We start from the raw sequence: 24,450 nt of genomic DNA, 5'->3' as shown, positions 1-24,450 counted from the left end.
GAGCGAGCCGAGGCCGGGGCCGACCTCGACGACGACGTCGTCGGGGCGGACCTCGGCGGTCCGGACGATCCGGCGGACCGTGTTGGCGTCGATCACGAAGTTCTGGCCGCGCTGCTTGGTGGGGCGGACACCGAGCGCTGCCGCGAGTTCGCGGACGTCGGCCGGACCGAGGAGGGCTTCGGGGGTGGGGCTGCTCACGGGGACAAGGGTACGGGGGTGGAAGGAGGCGGCTTGCCAGGTGCCCATGCGGGTGGTGCCCCCGGAGGGGCGCGGGGCCGTCATCGGTATGCGGCGCCCGGAGCCGAGACGTCGGGGGAGCGACCGGCCACGACGCACTGCCACCGGGGAACGGCGCGCACCTCCTGCGGCGCTCCGCTACCCCGTCAGCCGGGCCCCGCAATGCGGCCAGGGGCTCGCCCCGCGCCGTACGTACAGCTTCTTCGCGCGGTACGTCTGCTCCTCCGCCGAGGCGTCCTGGGGGCGGCCCTTGCCGCCGAGGCTGTGCCAGGTGCGGGTGTCGAACTGGTACAGCCCGCCGTACGTGCCGGAAGGGTCGACCGCGTCCGGCCGGCCGCCGGACTCGCACAGGGCGAGCGCACGCCAGTTCAGGTGGTCGGCGCCGTGCACGGAGTCGGGCCGCGGCTTGGTGCCCACCCGCACCACCTGCTTGCGCGGGCTGCGCACCAGCTCGGTCTTCTCCCGGCGCGGTCTCTGCCGGACGCCGTTGACGGTGCGTACCAGGTAGGTGGTGCGCCGCAGGCCGAACTGCCCGGGCTGCGAGACGACCTCGGTGCCCGTGAAGAGCGAGGGGTCCTCGGTCCGCTCGACCAGGAACGGGATGTGCTCCTCGTGGACCTCGTGGGTGCCGGTCACCCGCAGCACGGTCACCGTCTGCCCGTCGCGCGGGAAGCTGTCCGGCGGGACGGAGGTGGTGTCCTGGCCGCGCAGGGTGATCCCGGCCTCCTCGACCGCCTCCCGGACGGTGGCCGCGTTGGTGCGGACGGTGCGGGTCCGGCCGTCCGCCATGACCGTGACCGCCCGCTCGGTGCGCACGTCGAGCGCGAGCCCGGCGCGTCCGATGCGCTGGGAGCGCGAGGCCGACAGGTAGGCGCCCTCGGCGCGCACCCCGAGTTCGTGCAGCGCGCCCTCCACCGTGTGCGCCGTCGTCCACACCTGGTGCCGCCGGCCGTCCAGGGTGAGCCGTACGGGGCGCCCGTACCGCACCGCGACCTCGTCGCCGCTGGCGAGGGCCGTGCCGGGGGCGGGCGCGATCACGTCGTGCGCCCCTACGCGCACGCCCTCCTCGACGAGCAGTTCGCCCACGTCGTCGGCGAAGGTGTGCAGGGTGCGCTGTTTGCCGTCGACGTTCAGTTCGATCGCCTTGTCCTTGGCGACGAAGGCGGTGGTGCCGCCGGCCAGGAAGGCCACGACCAGCGCCTGCGGCAGCAGCCGGCGCATGGGGGACTCCGGGCGCTCGGCGCAGCGCGTCCTGCGGCGGCGTGCGGCCCGCCCGCCGCTCTCCGCGGACGCCTCGGCCTCCCCGGGCGCCTCCGTCTCCTCGGGCGCCTCCCTCTCCTCGGGCGGCGCTCCGGCCTCGGGCAGCACCGGCGCGGGCGTCGCCTGCCGCGGCAGCGGTGGCGCCGGCTCGGTGACGAAGTACGCCTCGGCCTCGTAGGCGGGCCGGTAGGTGTCCTTGTACCTGCCGCCGTACGGCAGCGTCTTCGCGGTGTGCACGGAGGCGTCGTGGCCGACGTCGTCGTGCGTCTCGAACTGCGACTTGCTCACGCCGACACGCTCCAGAGAGCCAGAGGGGTCCGGATCGGGCCCCCAGAACCTAGCGGAGCGGCGGTCACTCTCCAAAGCGACTCGACTACGGACTGTCGCGCCTCGAACGGGTGATCAGTAGCCGAAGGCGCGGGCCGTGTTGGCACCCAGGGCCGTCGCCAGCGCGTCCTCGTCGATGCCGCGCACGGCGGCCATCGCCCGGACGGTGACCGGGACGAGATACGGGGCGTTGGGCCGTCCGCGGTACGGCGCGGGGGTGAGGAAGGGGGCGTCGGTCTCCACGAGGACCAGCTCCAGCGGGGCGACGGCGAGGGCGTCCCTCAGGTTCTGGGCGTTCTTGAAGGTGACGTTGCCGGCGAAGGACATGTAGTAGCCCTCGCGGGCGCAGACGGCGGCCATCTCGGCGTCGCCGGAGTAGCAGTGGAAGACGGTGCGCTCGGGGGCGCCCTCCTCCTTCAGGACGCGCAGGACGTCGGCGTGCGCGTCGCGGTCGTGGATGACCAGCGCCTTGCCGTGCCGCTTGGCGATCTCGATGTGGGCGCGGAAGGACCGCTCCTGGGCGGCCTTGCCCTCGGGGCCGGTGCGGAAGTAGTCGAGGCCGGTCTCGCCGACGCCCTTGACCTGCTCCAGCGCGGCCAGCCGGTCGATCTCGGCGAGGGCCTCGTCCAGCGCCGCGTCGCCGCCGGCCGCCCGGGCGCCCTGCCGGGACCAGCCGTCGGGGTCGCCGTGCACGATGCGCGGGGCCTCGTTGGGGTGCAGGGCGACGGCGGCGTGGACGCTGTCGTGGGCGGCGGCGATCTCGGCGGCCCACTGCGAGCCCTTGATGTCGCAGCCGACCTGGACGACGGTCGTCACACCCACCGCGGCGGCCTTCGCCAGGCCCTCCTCGACCGTGCCGGACTGCATGTCGAGGTGGGTGTGGGAGTCGGCGACGGGCACCTGGAGGGGTGCCGGGAGCGGCGGGGCCGCCTTCTTGTCGTCGTCCTTGGAGCGGGGGCCGGCGTTCGAGGGCATGCCCCGATCCTACGAAAGGGGGCCGCCCCCGCGGTCCGCCGACCGGCTCAGCCCGCCCGGCGCTGGAACATGTGCAGCAGGTCGGACAGGTGCCAGTGGTGCGGTTTCCCGGCCGGTGCGGCCGGCCCCGGCACCCGCGGCACCTCGACGGGGCCGGCCGGCGGCACCCGGTGCCGCCGCTCGGCCGCGCCGCGCACCGAGGAGACCTGGCCCGCGCGCATGATCCGCACGACGTGGCCGTCGCAGTTCTGGCAGGCCGGCCGGCTCAGCGGCGACGGCACGACCCGGCCGTCGGCCACGTACAGCACGAACTCCTCCCCCCGGGCGTCCGTGTGGTGCTCTATCTCGTACGACTGCTCCCAGCCGTGCCCGCAGCGCATGCAGGCGAACGCGTACGACTCGTGCCCGACGGCCCTGGCCGTACCGCGCAGGCCGGTCCGCCCTGCTGTGTCACTCATGCCGGCTCCCTGTCGCCCGGGTCCGTCCCTCGTGGACGGGTGCGTCCCTGCGCCCAGTGGACGCCTCCGCCCGGGCGAATGCATCAGGCCTGTCGAGTGTTGGAGCCGATTTGGACATCGCTTGCCGAACAGGCGCGTACGGGACGGCTGTGCTTTGCCGACGACGCCGGCCCTTTGCCTGCCCATGGGGCAGCGCCACGGCGTTACCGGGGCAGGCCCCCGTCACTCACCCCCACGCTTCGCGGCGACCACGGCGTCGAAGACCACCCGCTTCGGCAGCCCCGCCTCCACCGCCACCGCCGCGATCGCCTCCTTGCGCCGCTCGCCGGCCTCCTCCCGCACCCGTACCCGGCGCACCAGCTCCGCGGCGTCGAGTTCCTCGGGCCCGGTCTCGGGCGCGCCCTCGACCACGACGGTGATCTCCCCGCGCACGCCCTCGGCGGCCCACCGCGCCAGCTGGGCCAGCGGACCGCGCCGTACCTCCTCGTACGTCTTGGTCAGCTCCCGGCAGACGGCGGCGCGCCGGTCCGCGCCGAAGACCTCGGCCATCGCGGCGAGGGTGTCGTCGAGCCGGTGCGGGGCCTCGAAGTAGACGAGGGTGCGCCGCTCGGCCTCGACCTCGCGCAGCCGGGACAGCCGTTCGCCGGCCTTGCGGGGCAGGAAGCCCTCGAAGCAGAACCGGTCGACGGGCAGCCCGGACAGGGCGAGCGCGGTGAGCACGGCGGACGGCCCGGGTACGGCGGTGACCCGGATGTCCTGCTCCACGGCGGCGGCGACCAGCCGGTAGCCGGGGTCGGAGACGGAGGGCATGCCGGCGTCGGTCACCAGCAGCACGCGCGCGCCGCCGACCAGCTCCTGGACCAGCTCGGGCGTACGGGCGGACTCGTTGCCCTCGAAGTACGACACGACGCGCCCCTTGGGGGTGACGCCCAGCGCCTGGGTGAGCCGGCGCAGCCGCCGGGTGTCCTCGGCGGCGACCACGTCGGCTCCGGCCAGCTCCTCGGCCAGCCGGGGCGGCGCGTCCGCGATGTCACCGATGGGGGTACCTGCCAGGACAAGGGTTCCAGTCACACCCCCATCCTCCCAGGGCCGCCGCCCGCCGCGGGACGCGGAGGAGGCCGGCCGTCTCCGGACCGGTACCGCGCATGCACGGGACTCGCACAGCACGGTTCCCTACGATGGCGCGGTGACCAGTACCGCGTCCTCCATGGACCTCCGGCAGGGCCAGGCACCGCACGACCAGCGGCCGTCGTGGCAGCAGCGGCTGCGCCGATTCGGCTACGCGCCGGCCACGGACGCCCCCGCGGGCGACGTACGCGACCGGCTGGTGCCGCCGTACACCGAGCCGAGCCCCCGGCTGTGGCGGGCGCTCGGCGTGCCGCCGCTGCTCGCCGAGCGGCTCACCCGCTGGTCGGGCTGGGGCGGGCCGCTGCTGGTGACGCTGCTCGCGGGCGTGCTGCGGTTCTGGAACCTGGGCAGCCCGCGCGCGGTGATATTCGACGAGACGTACTACGCCAAGGACGCGTGGGCGCTCGTCCACCGCGGTTTCGAGGTCAGCTGGGACCAGTACGGCAAGAACGCCAACGACATGGTGCTCCAGCAGCACGGACAGCTGGCGCTCCCGACGGACCCGGCGTACGTGGTGCACCCGCCGGTCGGCAAGTACGTCATCGGGGTCGGCGAGCTGGTCTTCGGGTTCGATCCGTTCGGCTGGCGGTTCATGACGGCGCTGCTCGGCACGCTGAGCGTGCTGCTGGTGTGCCGGATCGGCCGCCGGATGTTCCGCTCGACGTTCCTGGGCTGCCTGGCGGGCACGCTGATGGCGGTGGACGGCCTGCACTTCGTGATGAGCCGGACCTCGCTCCTCGACGGCGTGCTGATGTTCTTCGTGGTGGCCGCGTTCGGCTGTCTGGTCGTGGACCGGGACCGGGCGCGGGAGAGACTGGCCGCCGCGCTGCCGGCGGGCCCGGACGGGCGGGTACGGCCGGACGGGCGGGTCGCGGACGCCTTCCGCTTCGGCTGGCGCCCGTGGCGCTGGGGGGCCGGCGTGATGCTGGGCCTGGCCGTGGGCACGAAGTGGAGCGGCCTGTACGTCCTGGCCGCCTTCTGTGTGATGACGGTCCTGTGGGACATCGGCACCCGCAAGGTGGCCGGCGCCCGCCACCCGTACCTCGCGGTCCTCAAGTACGACACGGGTGCCGCGTTCGTGGCGACGGTCCCGGTGGCGCTGGTGGTCTACGTGGCCTCCTGGACCGGCTGGATCCTCTCCCCCACCGACGGCACGGGCGGCTACTACCGCAACTGGGCGGCGACCGACGGCAAGGGCGGCACGTGGTCGTTCCTGCCGGACTGGCTGCGCAGCCTGTGGCACTACGAGCACGAGGTGTACAAGTTCCACGTCAACCTCGACCAGCCGCACACGTACCAGTCCAACCCGTGGAGCTGGATCGTGCTGGGCCGCCCGGTGTCGTACTTCTACGAGTCCCCCTCCCCCGGCTCCGACGGCTGCCCGGTGGACGCGGGCGAGAAGTGCGCGCGCGAGGTGCTGGCGATCGGCACGCCGCTGCTGTGGTGGGCGGCCTGCTTCGCGATCGGCTACGTGCTGTGGCGCTGGGCGTTCCGCCGCGACTGGCGGGCCGGCGCGGTCGCCTGCGGCATCGCGGCGGGCTGGGCCCCGTGGTTCTTCTACCAGGAGCGGACGATCTTCCTCTTCTACGCGGTCGTCTTCCTGCCGTTCCTGTGCCTGGCGGTGGCGATGATGATCGGCGCGATCGTGGGCCCACCACGCTCCAGTGACACCCGCCGGGTGATCGGCGCGACGGCGGCGGGGGTCCTGGTCCTGCTGATCGCCTGGAACTTCATCTACTTCTGGCCCCTGTACACGGGCCAGGCCATCCCGATCGACAGCTGGCGGTCGCGGATGTGGCTGGACACCTGGGTCTAGCGGGCGAAGTTCTGGGTCCAGTAGACACGGGAGTTGTGGCCGTCGGCCCTGCCGACCCCGATGACCCGGTAGGTGCAGTCGCGGATGGCGTCGCGGTGCCCGAAGTTGGATGCCGCGTCGTCGTACACCCACCTGTACATCGCCTGGGCGTACGTCTGGTTCGTGCCGTAGCTCCAGTTCTCTGCGCGCTGCGCGGGGGTGAAGTCGGCCGCTCTGACGCGGTCCGCCGGCATGGTGCCGTCCGAGCCTATGTGTCCCCGCCTGGAGTCGTTCCTGGCGTACGCGTCGATGAGTTGCGCGTAGTGGGCGGCCAGGTCGGCGCTGTGCTTGCGCGCCACCTCGCTGAGCCGGGGGTCGATGCGCACGCTGGGATCGGCGCACCTGCCCAGGCGTTCCTGGACGACCTGGTCGACCAGGTGTTTGGCGTCGGCGGGCAACGGCGGCAGCCGCACCGGTTCGTCGCCGGTCCGCCATGCCTGGTTGACCCACCAGGGGTCACCGGTGTTCCGCGCGCACCCCCATTGCTGGAGGCCGGCGCCCATCCGGGGCGGACTGGGGAATGCGGAGTTGCCCGAGTCGAGGCACTTGCCGCTGTGCTTGGAGACGATCAGGTATCCCACCACGTTCTCGGGGCAACCGCCGGAGGGCGGACACGACTTGGGATCGCCGATGTCCACGAACTCCCAGAGCTGGTTGGCGCCGCCGTGGCAGTCCCATTGGAAGACCTGCGCCCCGTCGGCCTTGGAGAAGCCCGAGACGTCCAGGCACTTGCCCGAATGACGTGCCACGATCTTGTACCCGCCCTGCACGGCGACGAAGCGGAACTGCTGGTTCTGCGCTGCGCCGTTGTGCGGCCACAGGACGATCGCCTGGCCATTGGCCGTCCCCGCGGCGGTGACGTCCACCGCCAGCCCGGAACTCTGGTTGTAGATACTGGCGCCGTCGTCCTGGGCATCAGCCGGGGCGGGCGCCCACAGGCAGAGCCCGGCGAGCAGCGCGATCACCAGAACGAGCCGGGACGTTCCTCTTCCTGGGCAGGACCGGGAATTTCCCATGGCGGCGCTCCACTCCATGCAGACCTGGGGGCCAACGTCCGAGGGGACGGTCCATCCCCAACGTAGGCCATCCGGGGAGGGTGAGCGACTCGAGTCCGAGCGCCCGGTGGGACGCAGAGGCCCACACGCCAGGTTTCGCCACCCCGCTGCCCGCCCTGCCTGGGGCTTCGCGATTCGCCACCCGGATACGCCACTCGAACGCAATTCGAAAAGCCACCGGCAAAAACGGGCAAGTCGCCGGGGATCGCCGGCGGACCCTTGAGCGTCCGGCCAGGGTGCGCTTACCTCGTCCCCGCACACGCACCGAGGCCCGGCTCCGGGCGGCCCCCCGGAGCCGGGCCGGTGCGCGGGGCGGGGTGGGTCCGGCCGTCCATGCATCGGCCGGGCTCACCTCCCGTGCGTCACAAGAGGCGTTCGACGCATCCCGCGATGGCGGTGACCGCGGTCAGGAAGAGTGCCGCCAGCTGCACCCAGTCGGTGCGGCGGTGCCGCCCTCGGCACGGTTCCCGTCTCGTCGCTCTCACCATCCGGTCCGGTCTCCCTTCTGCTCGGCCCTGAGGCCAACCCGCCCCGAGTGAGCAGGCGTTGACGGAGGGACACGACCGGACGTCCCGCAACATACCGGTGCGCCAGGGCACCGCTCGACCGCGCGCAACGGTTCGCCAGGCTTCGCCACGGCGCACCGCGGGGACCGCCACAGCCGGTGATCATCCGCGCACGGCAACGTCTCCGTTCGGACAACAATCGGCAACTCCGGTCACATCCGCGCCGCAACCGCTTACAGTGCTCTCTGCACCTGTTTTGAACACGTTCAACAGGTCGAACCGGGAGGGGATCCGCGCCATGCGCAACGGGGTCAAAGCGGTCGTCGTCGGCGGCGTGTGCGCCGCGATGCTGGGTGGGGCCGGCTACGGGGTCTACACCTTCGCGTCCGCGCTGAACGGCGACGGCGGCACGGGGGCGGCGGCGCCCGAGCGGACCGGTCCGCCCACCGGCTCCGAGGTGAAGGAGACGACCGGCGCGTTCTTCGCCGCCTGGGAGAAGGGCGACGCGGTGTCCGCGGCCTCCTGGACGAACTATCCGCAGGCGGCACAGGAGTTGCTGTCGGCCTACGCCGGCGACGCGCACATCGGCAAGGTGCGGATCACGCCCGGCAGGGCCACCGGCGACACGGTGCCTTTCACGGTGAGGGCGACGGTGTCGTACGACGGCGTCTCCCGGCCGCTCTCCTACCGCAGCCGGCTGACCGTCGTACGCGGCGAGACCTCGCACCGCGCCCTGGTCGACTGGCAGCCCTCCGTCGTCCACCCCCGCCTGCGCAAGGGCGACACGCTCACCACCGGCACGTCCGCCGCGCCGGAGATCGAGGCCGTGGACCGCGACGGGAAGGTGCTCACCCGGGTGACGTACCCGTCCCTCGGGCCGATCCTGGACGAGCTGCGCAGACGGTACGGCGACAAGGCCGGCGGCCGGGCCGGCGTGGAACTGGTGATCCGCCGTCAGGCGGCGGCGGACGGCAGCCAGGCCGCGGACACCCCGCTGCTCACCCTGGCCAAGGGCAGGCCGGGCAAGCTCCCCACGACGCTCAGCGCGAGCGCGCAGGCGGCGGCCGAGGCGGCCGTGGCCGCGTACCCCGAGTCCTCCGTCGTGGCCCTCAAGCCGAGCACCGGCGAGATCCTGGCCGTCGCCAACAACCGCAGGGACGGCTTCGACGCGGCCCTCCTCGGCACCCGCGCCCCCGGCTCCACCATGAAGATCATCAGCGCGGCGACCCTCATCGACAACGGCCTGACCACGGCGAACGGACCGGCGCCCTGTCCGCCGTCGGCCGTCTCGGAGAGCCAGACCTTCCACAACCTCAAGGGCCTGGAGCCGAACGAGGACGCCACCCTCGCCGACAGCTTCGCCCGCTCCTGCAACACGGCGTTCGTGAAGTTCGCGGACGAGGTGAAGACCGACTCCCTTACCCGGGAGGCGCAGGACCGGTTCGGGCTCGGGCGGAACGACTGGCAGGTCGGCGTGCCGACCTTCGACGGCCGGGTCCCCGCCTCCGGCGGCCCGGACACCGCGGCCAACCTGATCGGCCAGGGCCAGGTGCAGATGAGCCCGCTGAACATGGCGTCCGTCACGGCGACCGCGAAGACCGGCACCTTCCGCCAGCCGCTGATCGTGCCGCTGAAGCTGGACGGCCGGGAACCGGCACGCGCGCGCGGGCTGTCGTCGGGCACGGTCCGGCAGCTGCGCGCCCTGATGAACCGCACCGCGCGCAGCGGCACCGCGGCGGGCGTGATGGGCCGGATGAGCGGGGACGTCGGCGCGAAGACCGGGTCCGCGGAGGTCGACGGGGAGGCCCGGCCGGACAGTTGGTTCACCGGGTACCGCGACGACGTGGCCGCGGCGGCCATGGTCCAGGACGGCGGGCACGGCGTCGACGCGGCCGGGCCGATTGTCGCAAGCGTGCTACGGATCGCCCGCTGAGATCACCCGTGAAGGCGGGGACTTTAAGGTGAATGCCGTCGTTGGGGAATGTGAGGGCGTGCGGGGACCCTGGGGAAAGGTGCGGAGGAACTGAGGCTGTGGGCAAGAGAAGGCGCGTCGCCGAACGACGGAAGACCCGCCCCGCCGTGCTCGGCGGGATGATCGCCGTGGTGGTCGGCGGTGCCGGGTTCGGCGTCTACGCGCTGTACGGCGGGGCCGCGGCCGACGAGCGCACCGACACCACGGCCGGCCACCGGACGGTGCGGACCGGCCCGCTCACCGCGGCCGAGGTCCGCACGGCCTCCGCCCGCTTCCTGACCGCCTGGCAGCAGGGCCGGGTCACCGAGGCGGCAGCCGCCACCGACGACCCGTCCGCGGCCGGCAAGCTGCTCACCGGCTACGCCAAGGACGCCCGCCTGAAGGACGTCAAGCTCACCCCGGGCAAGGCCAAGGGCGCCACGGTGCCGTTCTCCGTCAAGGCGACGGTGGCCTACCGCAAGCTCAGCAAGCCGCTCACGTACGGCAGTTCGCTGACCGTGGTGCGCCGGACGAGCGACGGCGAGCCGCTGGTCGACTGGCACTCCGCGGTGCTCCACCCCGACCTCAGGGACGGCGACAGGCTGGTGACCGGCGAGTCCGGCACCCCGCCGGTCAAGGCCCTGGACCGGGACGGCGGCGAGCTGACGGCCGCCGAGTACCCGTCCCTGGGCACGGTGCTGGACGGGCTGCGGGAGAAGTACGGCAAGGAGGCGGGCGGCTCGGCGGGCGTCGAGCTGCGCGTGGTGCGGGGCAAGGCCGCCAAGGCCGCCAAGCAGTCCGACAAGACGCTGGTGGAGCTGAGCAAGGGCACGCCGGGCACGGTGAAGACGACGCTCAGCCCCGCGCTCCAGGCGGCGGCCGAGCAGCAGGTGGACAAGCGCGCACGGGCCTCGGTGGTCGTGCTGCGGCCCTCGACCGGGGAGATCCTCGCGGTCGCCAACAGCGGGCACGGCTTCAACACCGCCTTCCAGGGCTCCCTCGCGCCGGGCTCCACGATGAAGGTCATCACGTCGTCGCTGCTGATCGAGAAGGGCCTGGCCGCGGCGGACAAGCCGCACCCCTGCCCGAAGACGTTCACCTACGGCGGCTGGAAGTTCCACAACGACGACGACTTCCAGATCAAGGGCGGCACGTTCAAGGCGAGCTTCGCCCGGTCCTGCAACACCGCCTTCATCAGCCAGGCGAAGAAGCTGAGGAACGACGACCTGACCAAGCAGGCCCAGCAGGTCTTCGGGCTGTCCATGAACAACTGGTCGATCGGCGTGCCCACCTTCGACGGCTCGGTTCCGGTGCAGTCGGCGGCGCAGATGGCGGCCTCGCTGATCGGGCAGGGCGGGGTGCGCATGAACCCGCTGAACATGGCCTCGGTCGCGGCGACCGTGCAGTCCGGCACCTTCCGCCAGCCGTACCTGGTGTCCCCGTCCGTGGACCACCGCACGCTGGCCACCGCCCCCCGCACCATGTCGGCCAGGACGGTGTCCCAGCTGCGCGAGCTGATGCGGTACACGGCCGCGTACGGCACGGCGGCCGAGGCGATGGCGGGGCTCGGCTCGGACTCCGGGGCGAAGACCGGCTCGGCGGAGGTCGACGGGCAGAAGAAGCCGAACGGCTGGTTCACCGCCTACAAGGGCGACCTCGCCGCCGCCGGCGTGGTCCAGGCCGGCGGGCACGGCGGCGACACGGCCGGACCGATCGTGGCGAAGCTGCTGAAGCTCGGGAGCTGATCAGTTCCGCACGGGGTCCGCGGTGTACGTCCGGCGCAGGAAGCGGAGCAGGGTCTTCGACTCGAACTGCACCACTTCGACGCCGTGGTCGGTGTGGAACTCGACCACGGCCTGCACCCGCCCGCAGGGCCACACCCGGACGTCGCCGCTCTCGGCCGGCGTCCGCAGCCCCCGCTCCAGGAGCGAGCGGGAGAAGGTCCACTCGTGCGGTCCGGGCAGGCCGACCCGGACCGAGCGGGGATCACTGTCGGGGTCGTACCGCAACACGACGGGCACGGCCCCCGGGTCCTCCTCGTCCGTGACGATATGAGCGCGCGCGTACTGCTCGACTACAGACATCGGACCGCCCTCTCACGCACCGTGACCTATGTGAAAGCTGTGCATCCGCTTTCCATCAAGAGTCGCACATTTTCCTGTCTGCGCCCCGGTGAGAGACGAGACTTCGTCTCTCTTGCAAAGGGTTCGCAACAAGGGCCTAAAATCGTCTGGTGCATGTACCTGACGGATTCATCGACGCCCCCACCTCCGCGGTCACCGGAGTGGTCGCTGCCGGCGCCCTCGCGGTGAGCCTGCGCGGCGCCCGCCGCGAACTCGACGAGCGGACGGCCCCGCTGGCCGGTCTGGTGGCGGCGTTCATCTTCGCCGTACAGATGCTCAACTTCCCGGTCGCGGCCGGCACCAGCGGTCACCTTCTGGGAGGGGCCCTGGCCGCGATACTCGTCGGCCCCTACACAGCCGTGCTGTGCGTGTCGGTCGTGCTGCTCATGCAGGGTGTGCTGTTCGCCGACGGCGGTCTGACCGCGCTCGGTGTGAACATCACCGACATGGCGATCGTCACCACGGTCGTCTCGTACGCCGTCTTCCGCGGCCTGCTCGCCGTGCTGCCCCGCAAGCGGCGCTCGGTGACCGTCGCCTCCTTCGTCGCCGCGCTGGTCTCCGTGCCGGCCGCCGCGATCGCCTTCACGCTGCTGTACGCGGTCGGCGGTACCACCGACGTCTCCATCGGGAAGGTCGCGACCGCGATGGTCGGCGTGCATGTGCTGATCGGCATCGGCGAGGCGGTCATCACCGCGCTCACGGTCGGTGCCGTCATCGCCGTGCGCCCGGACCTGGTGTACGGCGCGCGCGGCCTGCGGCAGCGGCTCCAGCTGCGGGTGAACGGCGACCTGGTGGACGCCCCGGCGCCCGTCACGACGCCCGTGGCCGCGCGCACCTCGCGGCGCACGCTGTGGGTGACCGGCCTGGTCACCTCCCTGGTCCTGGCCGGCTTCGTCAGCTTCTACGCCTCCGCGAACCCCGACGGCCTGGAGAAGGTCGCCCACGACAAGGGGATCGACAAGAAGGCGAAGGAGCACGCCACGGCCGACTCCCCGCTGGCCGACTACGGCGTCAAGGACATCGCGGACGCCCGGCTGTCCGGCGGCCTGGCCGGCGTGATCGGCGTCGGCGTCACGGTCGTCGCGGGCAGCGCGGTGTTCTGGGCGCTGCGCCGGCGCCGCAGCGACGACGTCTCCCCCGTGAACACCCAGGTCTGACGTGGGAGCAGATGGGGGTACCTCCCGCGCGAGCGCAGCCGAGCGTGGGGGAGCGCACCGGCTCTACCGGCACGGGCACTCGCCCGTGCACGGCCTGCCGCCGCACACCAAGCTCGCCGCCGCCTTCCTGTTCGTGCTGGTCGTCGTGTCGACCCCGCGCGAGGCGATGTGGGCGTTCGGGGTGTACGCCGTGCTGCTGGCCTCGGTCGCGTACCACGCGCGCGTGCCCGCCGGTTTCCTGCTCAGGCGGCTGCTGATCGAGGTGCCGTTCGTCGCGTTCGCGGTGCTCATGCCGTTCGTGGCGGAGGGCGAGCGGGTGCACGTCCTCGGGCTCTCGCTCAGCGTGAACGGGCTGTGGGGCGCCTGGAACGTGCTCGCCAAGGGCACCCTCGGCGTCGCCACCTCGGTGCTGCTGGCCGCCACCACCGAGCTGCGCGAGCTGCTGCTCGGGCTCCAGCGGCTGAAGCTGCCGCCGCTGCTCGTGCAGATCGCGTCCTTCATGATCCGCTACGGCGACGTCATCACCGACGAGATGCGCCGGATGCGGATCGCCCGGGAGTCGCGCGGCTTCGAGGCGAAGGGCGTACGGCACTGGGGCGTGCTCGCCAAGTCCGCCGGCGCGCTGTTCATCCGCTCCTACGAGCGCGGGGAGCGGGTGCACCTGGCCATGGTGAGCCGGGGGTACGCCGGCACGATGCCGGTCATCGACGAGGTGACCGCGTCCGGCGCGCAGTGGCGGCACGCCCTCGCCCTGCCCTGTGCCGCCCTCGTCGTCTGCCTGCTGGGATGGATGCTGTGATGGATGCCGTGACGAACGCCGTACCCGCTTCGCTGGAGGTCTCCGGCCTCGCCTTCGCCTACCCGGACGGGCACCAGGCCCTGTTCGGTGTGGACTTCTCCCTCGCGCGCGGCGAGCGGGTGGCCCTGCTCGGCCCCAACGGCGCCGGCAAGACCACCCTGGTGCTGCACCTGAACGGCATCCTGAGCGGCGGCACCGGCACGGTGACGGTGGCCGGGCTGCCGGTCGGCCCGCGGCACATGGCCGAGATCCGGCAGAAGGTCGGCATCGTCTTCCAGGATCCGGACGACCAGCTGTTCATGCCGACCGTGCGGGAGGACGTGGCGTTCGGGCCGGCCGCCGCCGGGATCAAGGGCGCCGCGCTGGAGGAGCGGGTGCGCACCGCGCTGGAGCGGGTCGGGATGCAGGACTTCGCCGACCGGCCGCCGCACCACCTGTCCTTCGGGCAGCGCCGCCGGGTCGCGGTGGCCACCGTGCTCGCCATGGAGCCGGAGATCCTCGTCCTGGACGAGCCGTCCTCCAACCTGGACCCGGCCTCCCGCCGGGAACTCGCCGACATCCTGCGCTCCCTGGACGTCACGGTCCTCATGGTCACGCACGACCTGCCGTACGCCCTGGAGCTGTGCCCGCGCTCCCTCGTCCTCAGCGACGGCGTGATCGTGGCGGACGGCCCGACCGGCGCGCTGCTGTCCGACCCGGAGCTGATGCGGGCGCACCGGCTGGAGCTGCCGTTCGGCTTCGACCCGAAGTCCGTGACAATGGGCGCGTGACGAACGAGGACCCGGCCGCCGAGGGCTCGCTGCTGCTGGACGACCAGCTGTGCTTCGCGCTGTACGCGGCACAGCGCGCGGTGACCGCCGCGTACCGTCCGCTGCTGGACGACCTCGGGCTGACCTATCCGCAGTACCTGGTGCTGCTGGTGCTGTGGGAGCGCGGGGAGACCAGCGTGAAGGAGCTGGCGGCGGCGCTGCGGCTGGACTACGGCACCGTCTCGCCGTTGCTGAAGCGGCTGGAGGGGGCGGGTCTGGTGCGCAGGGAGCGCGCGCCGGGTGACGAGCGCTCGGTGCTCGTCACGTGCACCGGGCGCGGTGAGGAACTCAGGGAGCGCGCGGCGCGCGTGCCCGGCACCCTGCTCACCAGCACGGGGCTCGGCGGGCCGGAGGCCGCGCGGTTGCGCGAGGCGTTGTGGCAGCTCACGGAGCGCGCCGACGCGGCGGCCGACCGGCACTGATCCCGCGTTACCGGCGGTTGCGCCCCCCTGGCGGCGGACCCTGACCTACCGGCCAGTACCTTGTGCACGATGTACTTGTGCGCCACTTGTTCCGGGGGAGGCCGGCCATGACCGAGGGCACCGCTGTCGACACCCGTCCGACGAAGATCGTGTACGTCGCCGAGGCCACCGCCCACGGCGGCCGGGACGGCTATGTGACCAGCCAGGACGGCCGGATCGCGCTGAGGGTCGCGATGCCGCCGGAGCTGGGCGGCGACGGCGACGGCACCAACCCGGAGCAGCTCTTCGCGGCCGGCTACAGCTCCTGCTTCCACAACGCGCTGACCCTGGTCGGCCAGCGTGAGGGCTACGACCTGACCGGCTCCACGGTGGCCGCGAAGGTCGGCATCGGCCCCAACAAGCACCGCGGCTACGGCCTCGCGGTCGCCCTCAGCGTCTCCCTGCCGGTGCTGGACGCGGAGGTGGCGGCCCGGCTGGTGGACGCGGCGCACGCGGTGTGCCCGTACTCGAACGCGACCCGCGGCAACATCGACGTAACGATTCTGCTGGGCTGATCCCACCGAGGAATCGCAGGCCCGCGGCGCTTGTTGCACCCACTGTCGCAGGCGATCGGAAGGGACGGCGGACGTGGACGTGGACGTGAACGGCACGGTGGCCGAGGGCTTCGAGCCGGTCAGGGAGGCGTTCGCCGCGAACTTCGCGCTGCTCGGCGAGCGCGGCGCGGCCGTCGCCGTCTACCGCGACGGGCACCGGGTCGTGGACCTGTGGGCCGGCACCGCGGACGTGGACGGTACGGCTCCGTGGCAGCCCGGCACCGCGCAGATCGTGCGCTCCGCCACCAAGGGCGTCGCCGCCGCCGCGCTGCTGCTCCTCAGCCAGCGCGGCGAACTCGACCTGGACGCCCCGGTCGGCACGTACTGGCCGGAGTACAAGGCGGCGGGCAAGGAGCACACGCGCGTGCGCGACCTGCTGGCCCACCGCGCGGGCGTGCCCGTGCTGGACCGCCCGCTGACCCCGGCCGAGGCCGCCGACCCCGACCTGGGCGCCGCGGCCGTCGCCGCGCAGGCGCCGGTGTGGGAGCCGGGCACGGACCACGGCTACCACGCCCAGACGTACAGCTGGCTCACCGGCGAGCTGCTCCGCCGGGTCACCGGCCGCCCGGCCGGCGACTGGATCGCTGACCACATCGCCGGGCCGGCCGGCGCGGACCTGTGGCTGGGCCTCCCCGCGTCGCAGCACGCGCGCGTGGGCCGCGTCGGCCCCGTCGACGCCCCGGAGACAGCGGGCGGCCTGCGGACCCGCCCCAAGCGCGCGGTCGCCGAGGCCTACGCCGACCCGGAGTCGCTGACCCGCCGCGCCTTCGCCGCGATCACCCCGCTGCCCGACGAGAACGACCCCGGCTACCGCGCCGCCGCGCTGCCCGCCTCCAACGGCATCGCCACGGCCGACGGACTGGCCCGCTTCTACGCCTCGCTCATCGGCGAGGTGGACGGCGGTACCCGGCTGTTCACCCCGCACACCATGGAGCTGGCCCGCGCCGAGCGGTCCGCCGGGCCGGACCGGGTGCTGGTGGTGGGCACCCGGTTCGGCCTCGGCTACATGCTGCACGGCGCCGCGTCCCCGCTGCTGGCCCCCGGCTCCTTCGGCCACCCCGGCCGCGGCGGCGCGCTCGGCTTCGCCGACCCGGAGACCGGGATCGCCTTCGGCTACGTCACCAACGGCTTCCGGCAGAGCGTGACGGCGGACCCGCGAGCGCAGGCGCTGGTCCGGGCGGTCCGCACGGCGCTCGCCTGATCCGCGCGCCGCGCCCGGCGGGGCCCGGCGCGGGTCAGACGTTGATCGGGTGCGAGGTCCGCCCGGACGCCGCGTCGATCTCGTCGTGGGCCTTGGTCAGCAGTTGCATCGCCAGTTCGTTCAGGGCGCGGGCGCCGGCGATCTCCTCGCCGACCCGGGGCTGGTTCGCGTCCACGCGGTGCCGGCTGGCCCGGCCGTGCCCGCGCACCTCGGAGCCGTCGGGCAAGCGCACCAGCGCCGCGGCCCGCGTGTGCTGATCGTCCTCCTGGAATTCGAGTTCCACATGCCATCCGACAGCGGTGTGCATCATGACGACCACCTCCGAACGTCGCTGCTTCCAGGGTGCGCCACGGCACCCCGGACCGTCATGTCGGAGTGCCGTGCCAGCCGGCGCGCAGCGTCAGCCCGATCCCGACGACCACCAGCGCCGCCGCGGCGACCCGGGGCGCGCCGAAGCGCTCCTTGAAGAACAGGGCGCCGATGGCCGCGCCGACGATCACGGACGACTCGCGCAGGGCGGCGATCGGGGCGAGCGCGGCACGGGTCTGGGCCCACAGCACCAGGGCGTACGCGGCGACGGACAGGGCGGCGCCGAGGAGGCCCAGGGCGGCGTACGGCCGCAGCAGCCGTACCGTCTCGCCGCGCGCGCGAACGCAGAGGAACAGGGGCAGGACCGACCCCTGGACGACCATGAGCCAGGCGATGTAGCCGAGGGACGTGTGGGACGCCCGTACCCCCATGCCGTCGATGACCGTGTACGCGGCGATCGTCAGCCCGGTCGCCAGGGCCGCGCCGATCGCCGCCCACTCGGGCCGCTTCCCGCGCAGCCCCCACAGCCCGACCCCGCCGAGCCCCAGGCAGGACACGGCGATGCCGGCGCTCGCCCAGGCGCCGGGCACCTCGTGCGCGAACACGGCGGCGAACAGCGTGACGACGAGCGGGGCGCTGCCGCGCGCGAGGGGGTACGCCTGCCCGAAGTCGCCCAGCCGGAACGAGGTCATCAGCAGCGCGTAGTAGGCGATGTGCACGGCCGCCGAGGCCAGCAGGTACGGCCAGGCGGGCCCGGCCGGGAACGCCACGAAGGGGGTCGTCGCGAGCCCGATGAGCAGCCCGCCGCCGGAGATCAGGGCGAAGCCGACGAGCTTGTCGGTGATGCGGTGCGCGAGGGCGTTCCAGCCGGCGTGGGTGACGGCGGCGAGCAGCACCGCCGCCGTGACCAGCGGCGTCACCCGTGCTGCTCGCGCACGTCTACCAGCGTCGCGCCCGCGTGGGCGACGAGTTCCTTCGGCTCGACCGGAAAGACGGTGTACGGCGTGCCGGCCGCCGCCCACACCACGTCGTGCGCGAGCAGCGACCGGTCGGCGAGGACGCGCGTCCGCGTACGGTGCCCGAACGGCGGCACACCCCCGATGGCGTACCCGGTGGTCTCCCGCACGACGGCGGCGTCGGCCCGGGTGACCTTCCCGGCCCCCAGTTCCGCCCGCACCCGTTCCACGTCCACGCGCGAGGCCCCGTCCATGAGCACCAGCACCGGCACCCCGTCGGCGGCGAAGATCAGCGACTTGCAGATCTGACTCAGCTCGCACCCGATGGCGGCGGCGGCCTCGGCGGCGGTCTCAGGGGTGGTCGACAGCAGGTCGGGCGCGTGCCGCAGCGCGTCCCGCGCGGACGCCAGCGCGCGCAGCGCGGCCAGGTCCGCCCCAGGGGCGCCGTGCAGCCCCTCCGCCAGCCAGAACACCCGGTCGGCTGCACCGCCCACCACCGCGCCCAGCAGCCGGTCCCGGGCGACGCCGAACACCCGGTCGTGCCGCCACAGGCCCAGCGCCGCCGCGAGTGCCTCGCCCAGCGGACCCAGGTCGCCGACCCGTCCCACCCGGGCCGCGAGCGTTTCGAGCAGCTCGCTGCAGAGCGGGCCGGCTCCGCACAGCACGGTGTCGAACAGCAGCCCGGCCAGCGTGCCGACCTCCGGGCCGGCCGCGCGCACGCGCTCGCCGAGCAGCGCCGCCGCCGCCTCGTCCAGGCGTGCTCCGTAGGCGCCGGCCTCGATCAGCGCGGCCTCCCGGGCGGCTGCCGCCGGACGGGGCTCCCACACCTCGGTGAACACCGGATCCGCCCCGTCGGCCGGGCCCGAGACGCGGGTGAAGCCTGGGACGCCCAGGACGCGCAGCCGGTGCAGGGTGCGGCTGCGGGCCAGGTCCCCGTCCTTCGTCAGGTCGAGGGTGACCGGCGCGGTGGCGTCGGCGAGTCCCAGGCGGGCGAGGTGAGCGGCCACGTCGTGCACCAGCGGGGGCAGCGGCGTGTCGGGGTGCAGCCGGCCCACGGCCTCACCGGTGCAGGCGGCGACCATCTCCACCACCACCGGATGGGTGCCCGCACCGAGCACGCCCCGCGTCGTCCACGGCAGCGGCCGGTCCAGGTCGTCGCTGATCAGCGCGCCGGCCAGGCCGTCGAGCACGTCCACCCTGGTCTCGTACGGGTGGCCCCGCAGCCGGGCCAGGCCCTCGGACAGGGAGCGGGCGGCGATCAGGTCGGCCGTGGACAGCGGGATCCCGCGGGCCCGCAGCCGCTCGGTGACGGCGCGCAGCAGGCCCTGCCCGGCGGCCGTCGGGCCCGTCTCCCACAGCCGCTGGTAGTAGCCGGGCGAGGGCATGCCGGACTGGTATCCGGCGAAGGCGTCCAGCTGCCGGAAGGAGTACGGCACGAGGAAGCTGCCGCCGAGCGCACCACTGGGCGGTTCGGGCACCGCGGGCCAGTCGGCCGGGGCCGCGGCGGCTCCGGGCTGCGCGGACAGCGCCCGCAGGGCCGGCTGGTGGAAGCCGCCGGTGACCACCAGCACCGGGCGGTCGCCGGCCCGGGCCAGCGCGGCGCGCACCCAGGAGGCCATGTACGCCTCGCGCGCCCGGTCCCCGGCGTCCGCCTCCGCGTCGCCGCGCACCAGGTCGAAGTAGGCGTCGAGTCGGGCGCGCAGCTCCTCCGGGTCGGTGTCCGGCTCCGTGACCTCGAACAGCCCGTCCCACAGGGCGTCCGCGGAGTCGACGCCCAAGCGCTCGCACAGCCTGCGCGTGGCCTCTGCGTACCGCGCCTCGGCGTCCGCGTAGCGGTTGGCGCACCGGTCGGTGCGGTCGGCGAGGGCCGGGTGCCAGGCGGGCAGGTCGACGAACCGGACCTCGGCACCGGACGCGCGGCCCTCCCGCAGCGCGATCCACTCCGGGGAGTAGTCGCACAGCGGCGTCCAGGAGGTGGCGACGCGCTGCTCGTCGCGGTAGTGGCTGAACACGGCGACGGGCAGCTGGTGTCCGAGCAGCAGCTCGTCCAGCCGGTCGTTCATGTCCGCCGGGCCCTCCACCAGGACGAACGCCGGCCGCAAGGTCCGGATCACGTGGGCGACCAGGCGGGCGCAGGCGGGCGAGTGGTGGCGTACGCCGAGGAAGACGGCGGGCGGTGGCGGGTCCTGCGGTGCCGGGCGCGCCGGTGCCGCCGGCCGCTGCGACGCTGCGGCCGGCATCAGTCCGCCAGGAGGTGACGGGCCTCGTGCAGGGCCTGCCACTGCGGGCCGGACCGGCGCGGTGCCTCCTGTGCCAGGAAGCGGCGCAGCCGGGCGAGGTCCTCGGGGCTGTCCTTCGCGGCCGTGCCCGCCAGGCAGGCCACCACGTCGGCGGCGCTGCCCGGCTCGCCGCGCAGGAACCAGGCCCGCACGCCGACCGCGTGCGCGACGGACACGGCCTCGGCGGTGCTCATCACCGTCGACATCCGCTCGCCCTGCGCGGCCGTGCCCCGCAGTTCGCGGAAGGTGCCGACCAGCACCTCCAGCACGTCCCGGCGCGGCGGCGGCTCCACCCCGGACTGCCGCAGCAGCGCGGCGGCCTCGGCCTCGACCAGGCCGAGTTCGGTGTCGAAGTCGGCGATGGGCAGCACCGTCTCGAAGTTGAACCGGCGTTTGAGCGCGGCGCTCATCTCGTTGACGCCGCGGTCGCGGGTGTTGGCGGTGGCGATGACGTTGAAGCCCTGCCGGGCGAAGACCAGACCCTGGGACCCGTCCAGTTCGGGGATCGTGATGACCCGGTCCGAGAGCAGGGAGAGCAGGCAGTCCTGCACCTCCAGCGGGCAGCGGGTGATCTCCTCGAACCGTACGATCCGCCCCTCGGCCATGCCGCGCAGCATGGGCGCGGGCACCAGTGAGCGCGCGGAGGGGCCCTCGGAGACCAGCAGCGCGTAGTTCCAGGAGTACTTGATCTGGTCCTCGGTGGTGGCCGCGCCGCCCTGCACGGTGAGCGCGCTGCTGCCGCTGACGGCCGCCGCGATCAGTTCCGACAGCAGCGACTTGGCGGTGCCGGGCTCGCCCACGAGCATCAGGCCGCGGTTGGTGGCCAGGGTCACCAGGGCGCGCTCGACCAGGGAGACGTTGCCGACGAACTTGCGGCTGACGCCCGCTCGTTCGTCGCCGACGATGAAGCGGCGGGCCGCCCGCAGGCTGAGCTGCCAGCCCGGAGGGCGGGGGTCGTCGTCCGCGGCGCGCAGGGCGGCCAGCTCGTCGGCGTGGCGGACCTCGGCGGGCGGGCGCTGGAGCGCCTCCTCGCCGGTCTCTTCCAGGGTGGCGGTCACGGGGCGGTCACCTCGGTGAGGTCGGCGAGCAGTTCGGAGGCGATGACCGGGTCGAGGTCGCCGAAGCGCAGCGGGTACGCGCGGCTGCCCCAGTAGTCGCCCGGGGCGGAGTCGAGCCAGACCTTCTCGAAGGTCTGGTCGGGGAACACGTCCAGCGCGCCGACGGCGATGCCCTCGTCGAGTCCGATGACCAGGTAGCGGTCGTCGTCGATCCGCCGGTGGAACCAGCGTTCCACGCCCGCGTCCTGCGGTTCGCCGCGCTCCCAGCCCCGCTTGGTGAGGCCGAGCAGCTTGCCGACCGGCACCTTCGCGCCCTCGAACCGGGTCAGCCGGTGCCCGGCGGCCTCCTCCTCGGTCAGCGTGTGCACGGCCCGGCCCAGCTGCGGGAACGGCTGGAGGATCGCGTAGTCGGCGAACAGCTCCGACCATGCGTCGAGGTCCGCCAGGTGCAGCGGGTGCGCCACGCGGACCGTCGCCTCCTCGGGCAGCGTCAGCTCGTCGTCGTGGACGTCGGCGAAGGTGCGGTCCTCCGCCACCCGGAAGGCCGTCGCCACCCCGTCGGTGTCGCCGATCCAGACCAGGCGGCGGACCAGGTGCCACACCAGCGGGTGGGCGACGAACAGCTCCCGGAACTCCGCGGCCGTCCAGGTCCGCTGCGAGACCATCGCCGCCTCCAGGCGCCGCACCTGGTCGCCGGCGACGGTGCGGACGTCCTTCTTCAGCGCGGCGAACCGCTTTCGCTCGGCCGGGGCCAGCTGCGGGTCGTCCTTGGCGCCGGGCGCGGGCAGCGCCTTGCGGTGCTTGCCGTCGGCGTCCCGGACGTAGGGGCGCAGCTGTTCGTCGAAGCCCACGGTGAACTGCCGGGGGCCGTAGTCGATGACGGTGCTGCCGTCCGCGTCGAGGCCGAAGTCGGGCACGAGCCGGTCCCCGAGCTGCTCGCCGGTCAGGCCCAGGCCCTGGGCGACCTCGGCGATCTTCTCCTGGGCGCGCTGCTTGAGCGCCTTGAACGGCACCCGTTGGGCGATGCCGTGCAGGTGCATCAGCGCCACGTCCGTGCCGATCGTCGCGAGCACGGTCAGGCCCTCCACGGCCCGGTGGTGGCCGCCCTCGCCGGGCCAGGCCCGCACGACGGGCGTGAGCCGGCGCACGGTGTCGTCGTCGCCGAGCCAGCCGAGCGCGTGCAGCGCCCAGCTCTCCTTGGGCGGCATGCCGGCCAGCCGCCACTGCTCGAACAGGCCCCAGGCGAAGCGGGCGAGGGAGTCGGCGGTGCAGTGCGTGGTGAGCACCTCCAGGCCCGGGTAGATCTCGCCGGGCTTGGACAGCGCCAGCAGCATCAGGGCGTTGCGGACCGCGTCGGCGGGCAGGGCGCCGCCCTCGGTGAGCAGGATCTGCGGCAGCAGCGCCGGGTCCGCCCAGCCGCCGATCACCGGCAGGCGCGCCGGCAGGGCGCCGACCAGCGGGTCGACGGCCAGCGTCTCGGCGACGACGCTCGCGGCCTCTTCCCCGCATCCGGCGACGGCCGCGGAGAGGGCCGCTTGGCCGTGGGCGTCCGCCAGCAGCCGCAGCGCCTTCTCGGCACCGCGCCGGACCGTGCCGGCCGGCCCCACCGCGTGCGGGACGAGGAACGGCACCGCGTCCAGGCCGTGCCGGGCCAGCCACGCGCGGGCGGTGGCGTCGGCGGACTTCAGCCGGACCAGCCAGTCGCAGACCAGCGCGGCAACCTGGCCGCAGCGGTACGGCAGCAGCAGTGCGCCCAGGGTGCTCGGGTGCCGGGCCGCGGCGCGCCGCATCAGCGGCAGGGCGGCCAGACCGTGCTTGGCGGCGACCGGTTTCAGCGCCGCCTCGCCGTCCCAGAAGTCCTCGGGAGCGCAGTCGGCGAGCAGCGGTCGTACGACGTCCTCGGGGCCGTCGACGAACAGGCGCACGTCCTGGAAGGTCCTGAGCTGCCCGGTCCGCTTCAGGTGCTCGATCGCGCGGGACCAGTCGTGTCCGACGCGCCACCCGCCGTACCAGGTGTCGGCCTTCTCCCAGGCCTCCTGTTCGCCCGGCTGCCACGCCAGCTGCGGTGCGGGGGCCGCGGGCGGTTCGGCGATCACACGGGCCTTGCGGGCCGTGCGCTGCCCTGCCCACGGCGGGCTGACCAGCAGCGCGGGCAGCGCCTCGGCGGGTGCCTCGGCCACCCGGTCGGCGCGGGTGAGGTGCGGCGCCACGAGGTCGGCGACCTCGGCGGGCAGGTCGGGCAGCGCGGCGGCGGTCACGGCGGTGTGCGCGAGGACGTGCGCGACGAGGAGCTGACCGGCCATCGACGCGTTCTTGGCGGAGCCGGCCGCCGCCGCGCCCAGCAGGCGCAGGGCGCGCACCGGGTACCGGCGCATCGCCTCCAGCAGGTGCGGGCGGACGTGCTTGTCGTCGATGCGGTCCAGGAGGAGCCGGAACGCCTCGTCCGTCGGGAGTTCGACCAGGGTATGGGCGATCGTCCTGGTCGACTCGGCGTTGTAGGCCTGGTCGAGGGCCTCGTCGAGGAGCGGGACGAAGGCGGTGCCGGTGCCCTCCGCGAGGGTGGCGACGAGCGCCGGCGTCCAGCCGTACCAGCCGAGGCCGGCCCGGCGGCCGAAGTGCTTGAGCTGCTCCGGGGAGTTCAGCGAGCACAGCAGCATCGCCCGCAGCGGCCCGTCGGCCTGCGGGACGTCGGCGCAGCACTCGTCCACCCAGACCTGCTCGGCGGGCAGCAGATAAGACACGACGATCCGGCGACGCACACCGGTCCGGCAGCCGGCCAGCGCGGCGACCGTCTCCCGGTAGGTGTCCTCGTCGGTCACGGACAGCAGGGCGCGTACGCGGTCGGCGAACTTCGCCCGCTCCCAGTGGGCGCCCCCGGTCGCGTCGGGGCGGAAGCCGAGCCAGGGGTGTTCGCGGCGGACGCCGTGCTGCTGGTAGTGCGGCTCGACGTCGAAGTACTCCACGAGCGCCTGCGCGGCGAAGGCCAGGCCGT

21 protein-coding genes are annotated in these 24,450 nt (G+C 73.7%); 9 read left to right on the top strand and 12 right to left on the bottom strand.

What is annotated here, in order from left to right; translation table 11 throughout:
• The 5 genes from CCN44_RS21705 to rsmI all read right to left on the bottom strand — a co-directional run.
• Window positions 1–198: rRNA adenine N-6-methyltransferase family protein (locus tag CCN44_RS21705; RefSeq protein WP_276329123.1), on the bottom strand; the 198-nt coding region annotated here is incomplete at its 3' end.
• Between the two features lie 177 nt (window positions 199–375).
• Window positions 376–1,785: a resuscitation-promoting factor gene (locus tag CCN44_RS21700; protein ID WP_086698784.1), complete on the bottom strand. Its 1,410-nt coding sequence runs from the start codon at window positions 1,783–1,785 to the stop codon at window positions 376–378.
• Between the two features lie 114 nt (window positions 1,786–1,899).
• Window positions 1,900–2,799, bottom strand: a complete 900-nt coding sequence (locus tag CCN44_RS21695) for a TatD family hydrolase (protein WP_059250948.1) — start codon at window positions 2,797–2,799, stop codon at window positions 1,900–1,902.
• 47 nt (window positions 2,800–2,846) lie between these two features.
• Window positions 2,847–3,257 (bottom strand): hypothetical protein, encoded by a 411-nt coding sequence (locus CCN44_RS21690; protein WP_059250946.1) that lies wholly within the window; start codon window positions 3,255–3,257, stop codon window positions 2,847–2,849.
• Window positions 3,258–3,479: 222 nt separating this feature from the next.
• Complete coding sequence (gene rsmI / locus CCN44_RS21685; protein WP_086698781.1) at window positions 3,480–4,328, bottom strand: 16S rRNA (cytidine(1402)-2'-O)-methyltransferase; 849 nt, start codon at window positions 4,326–4,328, stop codon at window positions 3,480–3,482.
• A 115-nt stretch (window positions 4,329–4,443) separates the two neighbouring features.
• Between rsmI and CCN44_RS21680 the strand changes: the two genes are divergently transcribed.
• The gene (locus CCN44_RS21680) at window positions 4,444–6,201 is read left to right on the top strand and encodes a dolichyl-phosphate-mannose--protein mannosyltransferase (protein WP_086698778.1); all 1,758 of its coding nucleotides are present in this window, start codon (window positions 4,444–4,446) and stop codon (window positions 6,199–6,201) included.
• Here CCN44_RS21680 and CCN44_RS21675 read toward each other — a convergent pair.
• Entirely contained in the window at window positions 6,198–7,256 is a 1,059-nt protein-coding gene (locus CCN44_RS21675; protein ID WP_086698775.1) for an RICIN domain-containing protein, read from the bottom strand. The two genes, CCN44_RS21680 and CCN44_RS21675, sit on opposite strands and share 4 nt — an antisense overlap.
• Before the next feature lie 843 nt (window positions 7,257–8,099).
• Between CCN44_RS21675 and CCN44_RS21670 the strand changes: the two genes are divergently transcribed.
• Together CCN44_RS21670 and CCN44_RS21665 are read left to right on the top strand one after the other, a co-directional pair.
• On the top strand, window positions 8,100–9,734 hold the full coding sequence (locus CCN44_RS21670; protein WP_086698772.1) for a penicillin-binding transpeptidase domain-containing protein: 1,635 nt from the start codon (window positions 8,100–8,102) through the stop codon (window positions 9,732–9,734).
• A gap of 98 nt (window positions 9,735–9,832) precedes the next feature.
• The gene (locus CCN44_RS21665) at window positions 9,833–11,497 is read left to right on the top strand and encodes a penicillin-binding transpeptidase domain-containing protein (protein WP_086698768.1); all 1,665 of its coding nucleotides are present in this window, start codon (window positions 9,833–9,835) and stop codon (window positions 11,495–11,497) included.
• Here the strand turns inward: CCN44_RS21665 and CCN44_RS21660 are convergent, their stop codons facing one another.
• Window positions 11,498–11,836, bottom strand: coding sequence for an SsgA family sporulation/cell division regulator (locus tag CCN44_RS21660; protein ID WP_059250937.1), 339 nt, complete (start codon window positions 11,834–11,836; stop codon window positions 11,498–11,500).
• A gap of 149 nt (window positions 11,837–11,985) precedes the next feature.
• Here CCN44_RS21660 and CCN44_RS21655 point away from each other — a divergent pair, with 149 nt between their 5' ends.
• From CCN44_RS21655 to CCN44_RS21630, 6 genes are all read left to right on the top strand, one after another.
• Window positions 11,986–13,032, top strand: coding sequence for an energy-coupling factor ABC transporter permease (locus tag CCN44_RS21655; protein ID WP_059250936.1), 1,047 nt, complete (start codon window positions 11,986–11,988; stop codon window positions 13,030–13,032).
• A gap of 1 nt (window position 13,033) precedes the next feature.
• Entirely contained in the window at window positions 13,034–13,831 is a 798-nt protein-coding gene (gene cbiQ / locus CCN44_RS21650) for a cobalt ECF transporter T component CbiQ (protein WP_189397175.1), read from the top strand.
• Window positions 13,831–14,601: an energy-coupling factor ABC transporter ATP-binding protein gene (locus CCN44_RS21645; RefSeq protein WP_059250931.1), complete on the top strand. Its 771-nt coding sequence runs from the start codon at window positions 13,831–13,833 to the stop codon at window positions 14,599–14,601. The genes cbiQ and CCN44_RS21645 overlap by 1 nt, the downstream gene beginning before the upstream one ends.
• The gene (locus tag CCN44_RS21640; protein WP_059250930.1) at window positions 14,598–15,062 is read left to right on the top strand and encodes a MarR family winged helix-turn-helix transcriptional regulator; all 465 of its coding nucleotides are present in this window, start codon (window positions 14,598–14,600) and stop codon (window positions 15,060–15,062) included. Before CCN44_RS21645 ends, CCN44_RS21640 begins: the two co-directional genes overlap by 4 nt.
• Window positions 15,063–15,169: 107 nt before the next feature.
• The gene (locus CCN44_RS21635; RefSeq protein ID WP_059250928.1) at window positions 15,170–15,616 is read left to right on the top strand and encodes an organic hydroperoxide resistance protein; all 447 of its coding nucleotides are present in this window, start codon (window positions 15,170–15,172) and stop codon (window positions 15,614–15,616) included.
• Between the two features lie 79 nt (window positions 15,617–15,695).
• A complete protein-coding gene (locus CCN44_RS21630) occupies window positions 15,696–16,856 on the top strand; it encodes a serine hydrolase domain-containing protein (RefSeq protein WP_059255104.1) in 1,161 nt (386 codons plus the stop codon).
• 34 nt (window positions 16,857–16,890) lie between these two features.
• Here the strand turns inward: CCN44_RS21630 and CCN44_RS21625 are convergent, their stop codons facing one another.
• From CCN44_RS21625 to CCN44_RS21605, 5 genes are all read right to left on the bottom strand, one after another.
• A complete protein-coding gene (locus tag CCN44_RS21625) occupies window positions 16,891–17,166 on the bottom strand; it encodes a DUF1876 domain-containing protein (RefSeq protein WP_059250926.1) in 276 nt (91 codons plus the stop codon).
• A gap of 55 nt (window positions 17,167–17,221) precedes the next feature.
• Window positions 17,222–18,085, bottom strand: a complete 864-nt coding sequence (locus CCN44_RS21620; RefSeq protein WP_086698765.1) for an EamA family transporter — start codon at window positions 18,083–18,085, stop codon at window positions 17,222–17,224.
• Window positions 18,082–20,361 carry a DUF5682 family protein gene (locus CCN44_RS21615; protein WP_158103136.1) on the bottom strand — a complete coding sequence of 760 codons (2,280 nt, stop codon included), beginning with the start codon at window positions 20,359–20,361 and terminating at the stop codon, window positions 18,082–18,084. Before CCN44_RS21615 ends, CCN44_RS21620 begins: the two co-directional genes overlap by 4 nt.
• Window positions 20,361–21,458 (bottom strand): ATP-binding protein, encoded by a 1,098-nt coding sequence (locus tag CCN44_RS21610; protein WP_237481530.1) that lies wholly within the window; start codon window positions 21,456–21,458, stop codon window positions 20,361–20,363. The genes CCN44_RS21615 and CCN44_RS21610 overlap by 1 nt, the downstream gene beginning before the upstream one ends.
• Window positions 21,455–24,450 (bottom strand): DUF4132 domain-containing protein (locus CCN44_RS21605; RefSeq protein ID WP_086698762.1); only part of this gene is annotated, 2,996 nt, incomplete at its 5' end. The genes CCN44_RS21605 and CCN44_RS21610, both read right to left, overlap by 4 nt.

Origin of the sequence: Streptomyces tricolor, assembly GCF_002155905.1 — a bacterium.
Taxonomy (GTDB): domain Bacteria; phylum Actinomycetota; class Actinomycetes; order Streptomycetales; family Streptomycetaceae; genus Streptomyces; species Streptomyces tricolor.
This window is presented reverse-complemented; position numbering and strand designations above follow the sequence as displayed.

Bases quoted from the DNA above. Each gene is read 5' to 3' on its own strand.
- CCN44_RS21695 (WP_059250948.1), bottom strand. From the start codon at position 2,799: ATGCCCTCGAACGCCGGCCCCCGCTCCAAGGACGACGACAAGAAGGCG.
- CCN44_RS21690 (WP_059250946.1), bottom strand. From the start codon at position 3,257: ATGAGTGACACAGCAGGGCGGACCGGCCTGCGCGGTACGGCCAGGGCC.
- CCN44_RS21675 (WP_086698775.1), bottom strand. From the start codon at position 7,256: ATGGGAAATTCCCGGTCCTGCCCAGGAAGAGGAACGTCCCGGCTCGTT.
- CCN44_RS21670 (WP_086698772.1), top strand. From the start codon at position 8,100: ATGCGCAACGGGGTCAAAGCGGTCGTCGTCGGCGGCGTGTGCGCCGCG.
- CCN44_RS21660 (WP_059250937.1), bottom strand. From the start codon at position 11,836: ATGTCTGTAGTCGAGCAGTACGCGCGCGCTCATATCGTCACGGACGAG.
- CCN44_RS21645 (WP_059250931.1), top strand. From the start codon at position 13,831: ATGGATGCCGTGACGAACGCCGTACCCGCTTCGCTGGAGGTCTCCGGC.
- CCN44_RS21635 (WP_059250928.1), top strand. From the start codon at position 15,170: ATGACCGAGGGCACCGCTGTCGACACCCGTCCGACGAAGATCGTGTAC.
- CCN44_RS21625 (WP_059250926.1), bottom strand. From the start codon at position 17,166: ATGATGCACACCGCTGTCGGATGGCATGTGGAACTCGAATTCCAGGAG.
- CCN44_RS21615 (WP_158103136.1), bottom strand. From the start codon at position 20,361: ATGCCGGCCGCAGCGTCGCAGCGGCCGGCGGCACCGGCGCGCCCGGCA.